This is a genomic window from Tissierella praeacuta, assembly GCF_040396155.1.
Taxonomy (GTDB): domain Bacteria; phylum Bacillota; class Clostridia; order Tissierellales; family Tissierellaceae; genus Tissierella; species Tissierella praeacuta_A.
Genome location: NZ_JBEBOY010000037.1, coordinates 1 through 14,600, shown reverse-complemented (window position 1 = coordinate 14,600; position 14,600 = coordinate 1). Strand labels below are relative to the sequence as shown.

Genomic DNA, 14,600 nt, shown 5'->3' with positions numbered 1-14,600 from the left:
TCTCTTTAATAATATTTTCCAGTAATTTCATTTATTGATATTTTCATTACAGCAGTCCCCTTTATCATATTTTCTGGTAAAGGTTTGTCAATAAGTTGAGGCGTATATTTCTCAATAATTCCATTAAGTACTTTCTTTTTCTGTTCCATATCTTCAAGTAATACCGCAGTTCCCATTATAATCACACTTCGATATTTAGTATTAGTATCGCAAGGATTACCATCTGGGTCAAGTATTAGTGAGTCCATTTCATAAACAGTCATACTTACTTTAGGATTTGCTTTAATATTGTTGATTTTTTGTCCCTTTGGTAAACCGTGGATATAAATTGCATTATCAAGATATAAAAAATGTATAGGTGTAACATATGGAAAACCATTGGCATTTAAAGTTGCAAGGCAACCTGTCTGTATTTCCATTAGCAAGTTATCTATTTGCTCTTTAGTTAATGGATGTGTTTTCATTCTGTGTTGCATAGTAAATTCCTCCTTTATATTTATTAATTATCTGATTACAAAATGGATATGAAGATAATATATAATAACATCACCTTTCCATCTATTTCGTTTCAATACGAAAGAAAAAATACCACCAGTGAAAAAGGATAGCAAATATAAGAAAAATCTTTGCTGATAAGACATTGATAACGAAAAAAGTAATTATCATCATAGATGATGCCAAAATTAAAATTGATAGTTTTGTTTTCAATGTCATTGCTCGTTCCCTTATATAGCCGTCCAAATGTTTTTTATATAGCTTGGTACCAGTAAACCAATTATGGAACCTTTTAGAACCCTTTGCAAAACAAAAAGCTGTAACTAGTAAAAATGGGGTAGTTGGTAATACTGGCAAAACCACACCTACTAAACCAATTGCAAGAAATAAAAATCCAATAATTAAATATAAATATCTCAGCAGCTCTCACCTCTATCTGACTTTTATCTTAATGGACTCCCCCTTTAATAATCCATTATTTGTTTTTAGTTCATTATATGTTATGATTGGCTTATATTAAAGTACCAGTTTTTAAGTTTTTAATAGAACCAATTAAGAAATCAGGAGGGAAAAATGCTACATATTGATTGCGCATCAAAACAACCTTTTTACGAACAGATTTATTTACAAATAAGAAATGATATATTGAATGGTATTATAAAACCAAATAGCAGACTTCTTTCCACCCGTACTCTTGCTGCTGATCTAGGTTTAGGAAGAAATACCATAATATCAGCATATCACCAATTAGAAATCGAAGGCTATATAAGAGCTGTTACAGGATCTGGTTTTTATGTAAATCCAGTTTCAACATTTACTTCAATACATAATTCTGATTCAGATATTTTGCCATATAATATTCAAATTAAAAATATAGAATTAAAGACAAATAAATTTGATTTTCAATATGGTAATATAGATACCAATATTTTTCCTATGAATACTTGGCGTAAATGTATACTTTTGGCACTTGACCATATTACCTCTCAGCCTGCTCTAACATATGTGGAGAAACAAGGAGAACTTCGACTTAGAATAGCAATTGCACGCTATTTATATCAAGCTAGAGGAGTTCGGTGTACTCCTGGACAAATCATCATTACCAGTGGACATCAGCAATCCTTAGAAATCCTTACAAAATTATTTCCAAATCACCAATATACTTTTTCAATGGAGGAACCTGGATATGATGGAACCAGAGCCATATTTGAATCTAGTAATTACACTATTAATCCTGTACTACTTGAAGATGATGGAATTAGTACAGATGGGTTATCTAAATTAAACAAAACCCTATTATATGTTACTCCTTCTCATCAATTCCCTACAGGATGTGTACTTTCAATCATGAAACGTCTTTCAATATTAGCTTGGGCTAATGAAAATAACAGCTATATCATCGAGGATGATTATGACAGCGAACTGCGGTATAATATGCTATCCATACCTTCTTTGCAATCCTTAGACAATAATATGAGAACCATATATTTAGGTACTTTTTCAAAATCTCTATCACCAGATTTAAGGATATCCTACATGGTATTACCTGATATTATATATGAAAAATATAATGATTTATTCAAGTTAACCAATTGTACAGTTCCTAAGATGTTACAAATTGCATTATCTGAATTTATTGAAAAAGGTTACTTCGAAAAACATCTAAATACATTAAGAACATATTATAAAAAGAAATATGAACTATTATGTAGTTCCATTAAAGATATTTTTAAACAAGATGCTAAAATACAAGGTAGCGGTGCTGGTTTACATTTATTGATAAGTATAAACTCTCCATATAAGCAAACCGAGTTAATTAAAAAAGCAGCTATTAATGATGTGACCATTTATCCAGTTGATATCTATTGGTTTCAAAAAAACAAATGCCCCAAAAATCAAGTAATGTTAGGTTTTGGAAATATTAGTCTTAATAATATACCTATAGCAATAAAAGAATTATACAATGCAATTTATAGATGAAAAGATTAAAGTATTGATAGTATATTCTATAGGCTATGTTATAAAGTTTAGATCACTCCTATTTCATTTTCTTGTTTATATAGATATTAGATTACAGTATATTGATATGCCTTTTTCTTTTTTCAAATAAAAAAGGTGAAGTATAATTTAACCGTATACTTTGCCTGTTTAGGTTTCTATATTTAAACTTACAGTTTGAAAAACAAATATAATTAAAAAGCAATGTTTAAATTTTGTTCCTCTGATTTAGATTCAAGTCTTGTGATGAACATAAGAAATTTTTATATGCTTGTGTTTCAATATCCCTAATCTGCCTAAACAATTCGGCATACTTAAGGCTATTATTAAATGTATTACTCAAAATATCTTGAGTAAATCCATGAACTACTTGTTCAATAATCTCGCCACTTTTTTTAAATGCTTGAGCATATAATTTCCATGATGGTTCACCAAAATTATCGATATATTTTAATAGAGCGTCTGCTAAAGCATCTCTAGCAGCTTGATGTGGATTATTAATTTCAGATGCATTATTATTAAATTCTGATGGTGGCTCTGGCAATGTGCTACCAGTAAATGTAATAAAATGAAAGTAGATGCTTTTGAGAATTTTATCACTATAAACTGTATGCCATGTTGAAAATTCAGTTAAAAAACGCTCTAATCCTTTTGATCCCATAAAAGAAACAGGTGGGTTTAGAAATAAATTGGCTGTTTTATGAAGTCCTCGTTTAATAATATTTCCTACGTTAACATTAGGTTCTTTCATATCAATTCCGAAATATGCATTTTTCTTACTGATACCAATATAATCATTTTGCCATGCAAGTAGTAGATCATCTAAAAATATACTTTGGATTCCCTGCTTTGAATTATCATGGATGTAAATGCCTTTATGATCATATCCGACCATTAAAACTACATGCCCTGGAATATGTGTTTTATGGTAAAATTTTGTTTGATATTCAAGATGAAACATGTCAAGTCCAAAAATAATAACAGGAATATTCTTATCAATCAACTCTTTAATTTCTGAAAGTGTACTTACAAATGTTTTGTCTTCGTTTGAAAAAATATTGTATCCTATAATATCTTTCCAAAAATTAAATTGTCTCTCTCCAATACTTGTATTCCCTAAAAAAATCATTTTAGGAGGATTAGATTTATTTTGCGAAATAAGTTGAAATCCTGTATGAGAATAAAATATAAGTTCTTCTGGCAACCTTTTCCCTGTTTTCCATTGGTAAATATCACATAAACCATTTACAGGGCATAAATAATCAGAAAGACAATGTGGCAGTTCTAAAATCTTCATGTTTAAATCTTCCTTTCATTTTTGTATTTACTTACCAGTATATATCCTCTCATAATGTTAGAGTCAAGCTTTCGAAACAAAAAAAATTGCTATCGTTTTTAAGCGATAGCAATGATATATTAGTTTTTCTTAATTGGAAAACAAACTTCAGTAATTAACTCCTCAGGTATTTTTTCAGTTTCGGGCGAGATATGATATATATTAAACAACTCACCTGCAAATCATATCTTTTATTCAAAGTTCATACACAGCTATTACACATATCAAAATATTATATATTAAACCAGTATACTTCATTTTGTTTCATAAATTTAAATCCCGCTTTTTCTGCCAGTTTTCGTGATATAGGATTTGATTCTACACAATCCCACTGGGCAATTATCCCTCTCTTTATACATTCATTGACAAACTCTCTAGTCATTATTAATCCTAGTCCTTTATGTCTATGATCTTCTTCAGTTTCTATATCAATTGGAATAATATTATTAAATCTTCCAGTCCCTACAATAGCTGCAACAATTTTCTTGGAGCACATTATGCAAAATCCTAAGCTCTTTTTAAAGAAATCATCAAAGCTCTCCCACGATTCCACTATCCTTTCAGTCACTAGAATTCCATTTTCAATACTTCCCTCATTTATTAGGTCCCAAAATTCATAATCTACTTTATGTATCGTATATTCATTTGGCAGGCTAAGAAGTCTAGAAACTTCATCGCTCTTTCTAAATGTATATTCTTTTTCCCTTTGTATCTCTTTATTAGAAAACATCTTAAGTATATGTCCTATTAAATTATCATTTTCAATTGTAAACTCAAAATAGTTAATACCTTTTGTTTTTAACATTGGGAACAGTTCATCCTTAATAAAGGATTCAACTTTTTTATATTCTTCATCAGATTTAATCTCTCCTAAAAACGCAAAGCTTCCAACTGCATAAGATTCTACAATTGCAATGTTTGGATTTTCAATATCATCAACCCATAAATTGCCTTTGCATTCTCCAGCGACTATCCCAGAAAAACTAGGACAATTATCATTGGTTATTTTCTTATAATTCTCTATTCTATATAAACCATCTACTTTAATCATATTGGCCTCCCGAATTATTAATAAATAAAATATGCCTTACTTATATTATAAGCATTGTATTACTAATCACTTAAAAAATACAAAAGATATAAAATCTATTAAGAAATGGGCTCCTATCGCTGTAAATATATTACGCTTTAAAGCCAAAAACGTAAGAGCTGTAATAACTATACACAAGTTCATCCCATTTATGAATGCTGCTAATATCCCTTCATAAATACCCACTTCTACAAAATGAAATAATGAAAAAGGTAGAACCATAATTAAGATGGCAAGAAAGCTTAATTTAACATCACCTTTTCTAATATGCACAACAACAGCAAATAGAAATAAGCGAAAAACAATTTCCTCAGAAATACTAGCACCTAAGGCTTGAAATAATGCATCCCAATGTAAGTAAAACTGAAATGGCTTATGGGATTTATAAACCCTTATAAACTTGATTAAGATAAAGTAACCACTGACAATAAACATCCATTTCAAATCGCCGAGAAATTCTTGAACATTCTTTACATTCAATAGTTCCATTCCCGTATCATAATCACCATATAGCGTTTTACTTGCAAGATATGAAAAAAAGACACAAATTCCATTTATTATACCAGTTACATTAACAGGCGTAGTAGTGCCTATTGACAATAATCCAAACAAGCTAGCAATAACCCAATCCTTTTTTGAGTAACTCTGAAATTCTAAAATCAATATCGAAATCATGGTTATAAATAATAATATCATGTTAAAGAAATGAAAGGTGTATTCCCTATAATGAACATCCCCTATAGGCATAGTTACGCAATAGACGACAAATAAAAATAAGAACACAACTAGAAATAGTAATAGTTTTATTTTTACATATGTTTTTTTATACATATGATACCTCCAACTAATAATAATCTACATTATAATATCTAGCTTTAATATTATGGATACTGTATCATAAGTATTATCTAAACTTTGTCCTATTTTGTCGCAATTCTATTGGTCTTTTTAATACTCAAGATATTAAACTTTCACATTTCTTCCACCTCATAAAATATATACCTAATCCCTTATTATGCATCTCCAATCTATCGAAATAGCTAAGATCTTTGCTAAATATAGAATAGCAGATATCTTTAATCTCAACAAGTGAACCATCCTCATGTTTTATTCATAATAATTAACCAGTGGTAATATTTTATTTGAAATCACTGAGTTTATAATAGTTTCTTTATATGATTTTCCTTATACTTTTTCTAGTCCGATTACCAAAAGAATAATTTCCACTACAAATATAAAACAAAGACCCAAGTGGTCTTTGTTTTATATTACTTATTTTTTAGAATCATTAGTTATCATCTGATATAATTATTCTCTCTGGCTTACAAATGCTTTGCAAAACTACTTGTCCATGCCCAAATATTCATTTAAGACACTCCATAGTAATTATTTTATACTTATTTAAATTTAAAGTTTGTATTATAATTAATTAACAGCATGCCAAAAAGCTTGTAGGGCAGGCACTTGATATAGATTTTATAAAGATTGCATCTTCAGAAATTAAATCAACCATTTGTCTTTCTGTCATATCCATAATTACATTTTTATTAATCACCTCGTTTGTAGCTCTATCAATTCTTTTTAATAACATTTCCATGCTTGTCTTCCCCCTTTTATTTTTTGTACTTAAATTATATTTTGAAATATATTTAATGTCAGCTAACTTTTGTATATAAGTTAGAGTTTTTTAAATAAAAACGCAAAATAATAAGAGCCAATATATTCATATCGACTCTTGTAATCTGTAGTAACTTTAACGCATTTATATCTTATGAAATTAATGATCCACTTCTATCTCTAACTTTTTAACATCCAATACTTCCTATAGTATTAAAATATGTTCTAATTGCCCATGCAACTCTTGCCATATTTCCACTCATTTCACTTTTATGTTCATCTATATATCTAACTAACTCCCTGTTACAGTTACAATTATTTCTTCCCCATTTATAACAATTATCATGCCTTCTACACCCTTCATCTAACACATCCTTAGCTGGTTTTGTGGAATTTTTGCCTCCGTATCCTGGACCGCAATAATTTCCCCATATAGGTAATCCAATAGCGCTCATATGTGTAGGTGATTCTTCAACTCCAATAGAATAAGAATCACTTACAGATTTTAATAAGTGTCCTAGTTCTATAACTTCTTCATTTTCATTATTCTCTTTAGCTTTTTCTTCGTCAAAGAAAATTTGATCTTCATTAACCGTTATATATTTAGTTACAACTTCACCTATTTTTTCTACCTCATAATAACTCTCTCCTATGGATTGAGTATTTGCAAAAATATTAGTTGGAAAAACTAATATTGTAAGAGCTAATACAAATACACCCATTCTTAAAAAACTTTTAAATTTATTCATCATGCCCCCCTAACTCATTCACTAAAAAAGAAAAAAAGCCTTCAAAATCATTTTCAAGATATATGGTAAATCACTGATTCCTTTAATATATGGTGCGTTAGCAAAAGTAACTACAGATATTAGTATGATAACTATAAATGTAGATAACATAAATATAAATCTATTTACTCCATTTTTATTTAATAAAAACAAATTAAATAAAAAAGTCCAAAGCCATAAAGTTATTAAATACGGTCTAAATATAAAATATCCAATCTTACGTAATATACTTGTAATATGCAACGATTCAAATTTATTTACAAACAACAACGATAACACTAATAGAATAAAAGACAATATGGTTAAGATATTAATTATATTTAAAAATACCTGTACAATTCTACTATTGCGAAAATTTTCCATCTTGTCGCCTACTATATTTCTTTATGTTTTTAGTACTAAATAAATTATAACTCGAATTTTTAATCTTTATAATTGCTGGAATAGTATCTATATTGTACTCATCACAAAATTTGATAAAAGATAAATCTTCAAAATCCTTTTCCATATTAATGTTAAGATAAACTATTTCAAGATCATTGTCTGCCTCTTGCATTTCTTTTAAAATTTCAATAGAATTTGATAAATATTCCCTACAATATTTACAATCAACAGATCCTATATAATATATCCCTTCAATATTGGGATTAAAACTTTCCCATTCATATTCTTTTACTGCAAAAGTTCTATAATAGTAAACGATCTTTTCAGATATATCCATCAAATAAATATCATTAACATATATAACTTTTACAAAAGCTACTATTATAACTATCCAGAATATTACTTTCCTTAATACTCTCATCTATCATCCCCCTATTTTACATTATATTAAAAGCTATATGTATCAATTCTGCCAAATAGCTTATTAAAGATCTATTCTTTTATGCTTTAAGAATTTCAGTTCCTCCTCATTATGCGTAATATAGATAACTATATTTGATTGTGACAATCGGTTTAGAATCTCATATATTCTACATCTATTTTTATAATCAAGATTTTCGGTAACTTCATCAAATATATACATTGATACATTATTTTTCATAATACCCCTAAGTAAATCTAAACGCTTGGCTTGTCCAGTAGAAATATTATTTCCATTTCCATTTATAATCTCATCCCATCGATTTTCAAATTCTTTGTTCAAGCTTAATTCTTTACTTCTTTGAATTATTTCATCTCTTTCTATTTGTTTATCAAAAGACACATTATTAATCATTGTATCGTCAAAAAAATGAGAATTTTGTTCTATATAAACAATGCACTCCCAGAATCTTTTTTTATTTAAATCTCTAAAATTTTTACCATTAATTAATATATTTCCTATATAATCCTCTTTTATCCCAGCTAATATCTTAGCAAATGTACTTTTACCTGAACCTGAACTTCCAACTATAGCATAAACAAGTTTCTCATCTTTCAAGAAGCTGTAATTATCATACTTAATGTATCTATCTCCTTGTACGTAATTATATGTTAGGGCATCAACTACGATATTATCTATGTTATAAATATTAAGTTTACAATTTTCATTTATTTCATCTTCATTAAAAAATTCATATAAATCATCCAGAGCTATTTTTGCGCTACTAAAATTATTAACTGAGTCTACAATTCTAATTACTGGGTTCATCAATATACTTTGATAGCTAATAAGTGCAATCAAAGTTCCAATAGTCATATTTCCATCAATAATATTAACAAAGCCAATTATCCAAGTTACAGAAAGTCCTAAATATTGAATTAAGATCGTAATCATCCTATTAATAATATATGTTTTTTCTTGATTAACTTGTTGCAATTTATATTCTCTATTACTATCTAGATATCTTTTTAGGGTATATTCATAAAGGTTGAAAATTTTACTAACAATTATATTTCTATGTATTTCTGATAATATAGAAACATAATTATTATATGAATCTAAAAATGATTTACTTATTTTCATGATTTTCTTACTAAGGATATAATTAGTTAATATATATAATAAGAACATAATAAGCGTCACTACAAAAACATTTAAATTAATTTTAAAAATAACTGGAAATATGCTAAAAATTATTATAATATTTGAAATTATACACAAGACTGCATTAATTCCGCATGTTTTCACTAGATTTATATCTTTTTCAACTTTTAAGATAATATCATTAAGAGAATATTTTTCTAATAACATTATTCTTATAAAATTATATTTATAGAAAATTTTATTTCTTAAATCTTCCGCTATTTTTTCTGAAATCATAACATCAAGAATATCTCTAATATATACAATAACATATTGAACAACTACCATTCCCAGAAAAATTAATAGCGTATTACGCAATTTATTTATATTAATTAAATAAGCTCTAGATAATCCATCAATAATTATGCCCTGATATTTTGGTCTATATATTGATAAAATAGCATTTAAAATCATAAATAAAACTACGATAACATATAAAATTATAAGTTTTTTATTTATACAGAATTCCCTTAAAAAACTTATAAAATTATTTTTTCTCCTTATTCTTTTGTAATTACGAATTTTTTTAAATAACATTTTATCAACCCATTATTGAAATATTTATTTCATCAACCATAATAAAAACTTATTAAACTTTCTAATTATAATCTATCTAAATCCTCAATATATCTAAGCCATTGGTACAAAACACCTTTTTTATATCTTCATTTATATAGTCATATAAATCAAACCTTGAAATTAAATTAAATCTCTTTTTTATTGCAATATCATAAAGTTCTCCAAATACTTGGCTGATATCCTCTTTTGAAAAATACTTATATAAATTAGGAATTAAAATATTACAATCTTCCAAGAAACAATAATCTGTATATAACTTATAATCCAAAACACTATATTGCAATCTCGTATTCTTTATATTGAGCTTATTTTTTTTAATTGTAGTATTCCTATGAATTTATCACTATCTATCTCTATAAGTTTAATATTCTCTTCTATTTCATAAAGCAAAACAATTTTTCTGTTTAAAGAATCAATATTTAAATTTGTTGATGCCATTTTTTTTAATTCATCGGATACACTATTAAACCTAAATTTTTTTTCTATTAACTGATTAGATATTATCCCTGTAACTTTTGCACAAAGAAAACTATTGCCTATTAAAGGAATGTCATATTTATTTTTTACACTTATGTAATTATATTTAAAACATATATCATTATTAGCATATATAAAATCATCATTATTATAAATATAACTATATCCACCTACCAGAGACTTTACTCCTATTACATTCTTTTTACATGCTGGATAAGTTATTGCATTTGTATTAGAATAAGCAGAAACTACATATATGTCATTATTAAAGGCCTCCTCTACCAACCTATCAAATACATAATCTTTATATATTCTTACAGTTCCTAAACTTAAGTTAATAATATTAACTCTATTTCGTATACATTCGTTAAAAGCATGATATAGGTCTCTATTAATCCCTTTATTCTCATCATTCAATATTGGAAAAATATATATTTCAACATTAATATCTGATATATTTTTTAATTCACTTACTATAATATTTAGTATTCTACTTGTATGATTATTGTCCTTTATTCCATATATTTGTTTTCTCTCACATATAATCTTTATATTGTCTCCTAAAAACAAGCCATCTGCATCAAAATAACTATCAATTATCCCAATTTTTAATGTCTTTTTAAAAGCTTCAATCAATTGAAAACCTCCTAAAATTGTTTTTTAAATTAAATTATATTTGATGCTTTTTATTAAAATATTTAATTATACAAAATATTTAATTTACACATTATTTTTAAGTTTTAAATTTTACTTCTATATATTGATTTTCCTATTATCCTTACCAAGTAGATTTATTTTAAATTGTTAATAAACTTCAAAGTAAGTTACTAATTCTTTATTCATTTCATCCATATCTAATTCTCTATATTCTTGTAAATTCAAACTATCTTTTATACTCCCTTCATCAATCAAAAAAATAGAGGGAACATCTTCTTCTTTAATTTGTCCATCAAAATCGGACTTATATTTAATTATTTCATCTTTGTATATAAATTTTATTTCTATTTTATGTTCCTCAACAAATTTTTCTATAGTTTTATTTAAATCTTCATCATACCTATCTGTTATAAACAAATGAGATTGCATTTTTTTAAAATCTCCTTTTTGATAAGCTTCTTCCCATAATTTATCTTTATTTCCTTTAAAAGTCCAAATTAATATAAAAGTTATAATTGTATAAAATACAACCAGGGTAGTCCTTTTCATATTTAATTTCATATTAATGCCACCTAGTACTTGAATTATAAGTCTTGTTTTTCAATATTTCTAAAACTAAATAGCAAACTCAAAATAAATAAAATAATAACGCTCAATAGACCAAATGCACTTAATGGATTCTCAATGCCTGTACTTAATATAAGTGATGCACTCCAAGGAAGAATAAATGGTAGAATTCCATCTAGCTGAATCAAAGTTACCGAACAAATTATGCTCATAATCCCTATTATAATAGATCGTAGATACGACTCCCTTTGCTTAATTGTAGATATTATAACTGGACTCAAGATCATAAATCCTAGTATACAAGTTCTTAAATATCTAATTCCAATATAAAATAATCTCTCTATAATATTATTTGTCTTAAAAATGAATAGTGAACCTATAGATATTACCAAATATGTAGTTATTGTCATTATTACATGTAATACAAACCAAACAATCATTTTTTCCATAATAAAATAATACCTATGTTTTAAATATGGTAGATAATTAATTATTGTTCTATTTGCATATTCGTCTTGGACGATGAAAGTAATAAAAAAGATACTAATAGTATGTAACAAAATAAAATTACAGATCATTATATTCGAATATATCCACTTATCTATTCCTTGCTTGCTAACTGAGGTGTTTACAAATAAATCCTTAAAGACAATAAATAAAGAAAAAATTAATATAACTAATATTGAATTTCTCATTAAATTGTTATTTTTTATTTTCTTAAATTGACGTTTAATAGAATTAATCATTTCTTTCACCTAACATCATTTTAAAATGTTCCTCTAAGCCGCTTTTCTCTCTATATATTTCATTAATTTTAATTCCGTTATTAACCAATATATCGTTTAAACGATAAGTTTCTATTCCATTATTAAAAATCCTAAGTTCACGCTCAACTTGTCTATAAATTAATTTAATTCCTAGTCTATCTTGTATTACTTCAATAGCTCTTTTACAATTATCAGTATCTATCACAATATAAGAATCTTTGTTTTTTTCTAATTCTTTTACTTTTACCTGTTCAATAATTCTTTTATCGTTTAGTAGACATATTTCATCAGCTATTAATTCAATTTCTGATAAAATATGACTTGATATTAGTATTGTTTTCCCTTCGACTTTACATAATTGTTTCAACAAATCTCGCATTTGTGATATTCCTATGGGATCTAAACCATTTATAGGTTCATCTAATATTAAAATTTCAGGTTCTGACAGTAGCGCATTTGCTAAACCAAGCCTTTGTTTCATTCCTAAAGAAAAATTTTTAAATGGTTTGTTTTGTGTATTTGATAATCCTACTTTTTTTAATACATAACCGATTCTTTTGTTATCCTCTATTCCATATAATAGAGAAAATATTTTCAAATTTTCCTTTGCTGATAAATCTGGGTAAAATCCAGGGTATTCAATAATATAACCTATGCTTTTAGTCTTTAAATTTACTCTTTTATCTTTAAAATTCTGATCCCGAAAAAGTATATCTCCTGTATCAGGCTTTATAAGGCCAGTAATACATTTCATTAAAGTAGTTTTGCCTGCTCCGTTTTTACCTAATAATCCCACTATACTACCTTTTTTAATAGATAAATTAATATTATCTAAAATCACTTGACCATTAAAACTTTTAGTTATATTTTTTAAACATACGGCCTCTTCCATCTGCTCACCCCTTATATAATAATCACTAAAGACATTAACTTCCAGCTATACTATTGATTTTGCAATAATTAAAAAATTCATCTAAATTACTCTGAAAGTCTTTCCTTCCATCGAAATATAATAATTTATATGGAATTAATTTTTTATAAAATTTGCACATTACTCTTTTTCCCATATTCTCATTATCTAGTATCTCTGCATAACAATTTCCACCACAAAAGTATTTATATTCACAATCTCTACACTCCATGTTTTTATCAATACTTAATCCATATAATTTAGAGAACTTTTTATTATAAGTATCAGAGATTATTCCAATTTCTTCAGCATTAATATTTCCATAATTATAATCATCATTCTCAATACTATGACACGCATCTATACTCCCATTTACATCTACAGATAAAATTCTTTTACCAGCAGAGCAAGCTTCTCTTGGATAAAATTCAGGAAATAAAGAATCTTTTATAATGTCAGATACAAATCTTTGTTCTCTAATATACTGGTAAATATCCATAAACAACATAAATACTTCGTCCTCATTTAATAGCAAACTAGTATTATCATTAGCTTTACCCATAGGTGCGACAACATTTAAAGAAATGCCAACATTTAATTTATTGCAATAATCAATAAAATCCAAAACATTTTTTTTGTTCTTTTTAGTTATCACAAATGATAAAGTAACTCCAACTAATTTACTTTTAAAGTTCTCAATTATTTTTTTAAATTTTGATAAAAAGAGAGTTTTATTTTGAAGATCAAATAAATTCTCCACACTTAATACAATAAAATTTATACTATTTGCTATGTCTTCAAAATTATTTTTATTGATCAATAAACCATTACTTAATAAAATAATTTTATTATCACAATTTTCTTTGCAATATTTTAATATATCCAACACATTTGGATTCATTAACGGCTCTCCACCTGTTATTACAAATCTATTTGTTTTTATTTTTTTAATTTTATTAAACATTAGCTTAAAATCAGTAATACTCATATCCTTATCTAAAATTTGATTTGAGCATGAAGCGCAGCAAAACTCACAGGCTAAATTACAATTATTAGTTATCTTAAAAAAAATAGTGTTTTTTTCGTAAAGTCCAGAATTTTTCTTTTGTCTCCCATGTTTAAATAAATCATTGTTGTTTCTATAATCAATTAGCCCATCTTCTATTAGTTTTATTCTGACACTATTATAAATTTCATTATTTTCATCCATAATTTTATTAAATACAAACTTATCAAACCTATACCATTTTGAATTAATTGGACTTGTGTCAATAGCTTAGACACAAAAAGTTTAACTTTCTATGCCGCCAC

17 protein-coding genes are annotated in these 14,600 nt (G+C 26.5%); 1 reads left to right on the top strand and 16 read right to left on the bottom strand.

All coding sequences use genetic code 11. The annotated features are described in order from the left end of the window. Positions 1–5 precede the first annotated feature (5 nt). Positions 6–476: a pyridoxamine 5'-phosphate oxidase family protein gene (locus ABWP20_RS14750; protein WP_353096780.1), complete on the bottom strand. Its 471-nt coding sequence runs from the start codon at positions 474–476 to the stop codon at positions 6–8. Positions 477–558: 82 nt separating this feature from the next. Then, on the bottom strand, positions 559–915 hold the full coding sequence (locus ABWP20_RS14745; RefSeq protein WP_353096801.1) for a YbaN family protein: 357 nt from the start codon (positions 913–915) through the stop codon (positions 559–561). Between the two features lie 153 nt (positions 916–1,068). On the opposite strand from ABWP20_RS14745, the gene pdxR reads away from it, so the two are divergent. Then, a complete protein-coding gene (gene pdxR / locus ABWP20_RS14740; protein ID WP_353096778.1) occupies positions 1,069–2,475 on the top strand; it encodes a MocR-like pyridoxine biosynthesis transcription factor PdxR in 1,407 nt (468 codons plus the stop codon). Positions 2,476–2,701: 226 nt separating this feature from the next. Here pdxR and ABWP20_RS14735 read toward each other — a convergent pair whose 3' ends face one another. The 14 genes from ABWP20_RS14735 to ABWP20_RS14670 all read right to left on the bottom strand — a co-directional run bounded on the left by ABWP20_RS14735 (position 2,702) and on the right by ABWP20_RS14670 (position 14,499). Further along, positions 2,702–3,790, bottom strand: a complete 1,089-nt coding sequence (locus ABWP20_RS14735) for a BtrH N-terminal domain-containing protein (RefSeq protein ID WP_353096776.1) — start codon at positions 3,788–3,790, stop codon at positions 2,702–2,704. Between the two features lie 271 nt (positions 3,791–4,061). Beyond that, complete coding sequence (locus ABWP20_RS14730; protein ID WP_353096774.1) at positions 4,062–4,880, bottom strand: GNAT family N-acetyltransferase; 819 nt, start codon at positions 4,878–4,880, stop codon at positions 4,062–4,064. Positions 4,881–4,946: 66 nt separating this feature from the next. Further along, the gene (locus ABWP20_RS14725; protein ID WP_353096773.1) at positions 4,947–5,750 is read right to left on the bottom strand and encodes a CPBP family intramembrane glutamic endopeptidase; all 804 of its coding nucleotides are present in this window, start codon (positions 5,748–5,750) and stop codon (positions 4,947–4,949) included. A 598-nt stretch (positions 5,751–6,348) separates the two neighbouring features. After that, a complete protein-coding gene (locus ABWP20_RS14720) occupies positions 6,349–6,516 on the bottom strand; it encodes a hypothetical protein (RefSeq protein ID WP_353096772.1) in 168 nt (55 codons plus the stop codon). Positions 6,517–6,724: 208 nt separating this feature from the next. Continuing rightward, a complete protein-coding gene (locus ABWP20_RS14715) occupies positions 6,725–7,285 on the bottom strand; it encodes a phospholipase A2 family protein (protein WP_353096771.1) in 561 nt (186 codons plus the stop codon). Between the two features lie 21 nt (positions 7,286–7,306). Further along, complete coding sequence (locus ABWP20_RS14710; protein WP_353096770.1) at positions 7,307–7,687, bottom strand: hypothetical protein; 381 nt, start codon at positions 7,685–7,687, stop codon at positions 7,307–7,309. After that, positions 7,668–8,129 carry a hypothetical protein gene (locus tag ABWP20_RS14705; RefSeq protein WP_353096768.1) on the bottom strand — a complete coding sequence of 154 codons (462 nt, stop codon included), beginning with the start codon at positions 8,127–8,129 and terminating at the stop codon, positions 7,668–7,670. The genes ABWP20_RS14710 and ABWP20_RS14705 overlap by 20 nt, the downstream gene beginning before the upstream one ends. A gap of 63 nt (positions 8,130–8,192) precedes the next feature. After that, positions 8,193–9,869 carry an ABC transporter transmembrane domain-containing protein gene (locus tag ABWP20_RS14700; RefSeq protein WP_353096767.1) on the bottom strand — a complete coding sequence of 559 codons (1,677 nt, stop codon included), beginning with the start codon at positions 9,867–9,869 and terminating at the stop codon, positions 8,193–8,195. A gap of 76 nt (positions 9,870–9,945) precedes the next feature. Beyond that, positions 9,946–10,179, bottom strand: a complete 234-nt coding sequence (locus ABWP20_RS14695) for a hypothetical protein (RefSeq protein ID WP_353096766.1) — start codon at positions 10,177–10,179, stop codon at positions 9,946–9,948. Between the two features lie 26 nt (positions 10,180–10,205). After that, positions 10,206–11,024 carry a S8/S53 family peptidase gene (locus ABWP20_RS14690; RefSeq protein WP_353096765.1) on the bottom strand — a complete coding sequence of 273 codons (819 nt, stop codon included), beginning with the start codon at positions 11,022–11,024 and terminating at the stop codon, positions 10,206–10,208. 168 nt (positions 11,025–11,192) lie between these two features. Further along, positions 11,193–11,606, bottom strand: a complete 414-nt coding sequence (locus tag ABWP20_RS14685; protein WP_353096763.1) for a hypothetical protein — start codon at positions 11,604–11,606, stop codon at positions 11,193–11,195. 23 nt (positions 11,607–11,629) lie between these two features. Then, positions 11,630–12,358 carry an ABC transporter permease gene (locus ABWP20_RS14680; protein WP_353096762.1) on the bottom strand — a complete coding sequence of 243 codons (729 nt, stop codon included), beginning with the start codon at positions 12,356–12,358 and terminating at the stop codon, positions 11,630–11,632. Then, positions 12,351–13,271 carry an ABC transporter ATP-binding protein gene (locus tag ABWP20_RS14675; RefSeq protein ID WP_353096761.1) on the bottom strand — a complete coding sequence of 307 codons (921 nt, stop codon included), beginning with the start codon at positions 13,269–13,271 and terminating at the stop codon, positions 12,351–12,353. Before ABWP20_RS14675 ends, ABWP20_RS14680 begins: the two co-directional genes overlap by 8 nt. Positions 13,272–13,305: 34 nt before the next feature. Continuing rightward, positions 13,306–14,499: a radical SAM/SPASM domain-containing protein gene (locus ABWP20_RS14670; RefSeq protein ID WP_353096760.1), complete on the bottom strand. Its 1,194-nt coding sequence runs from the start codon at positions 14,497–14,499 to the stop codon at positions 13,306–13,308. Between the last annotated feature and the right edge of the window lie 101 nt (positions 14,500–14,600).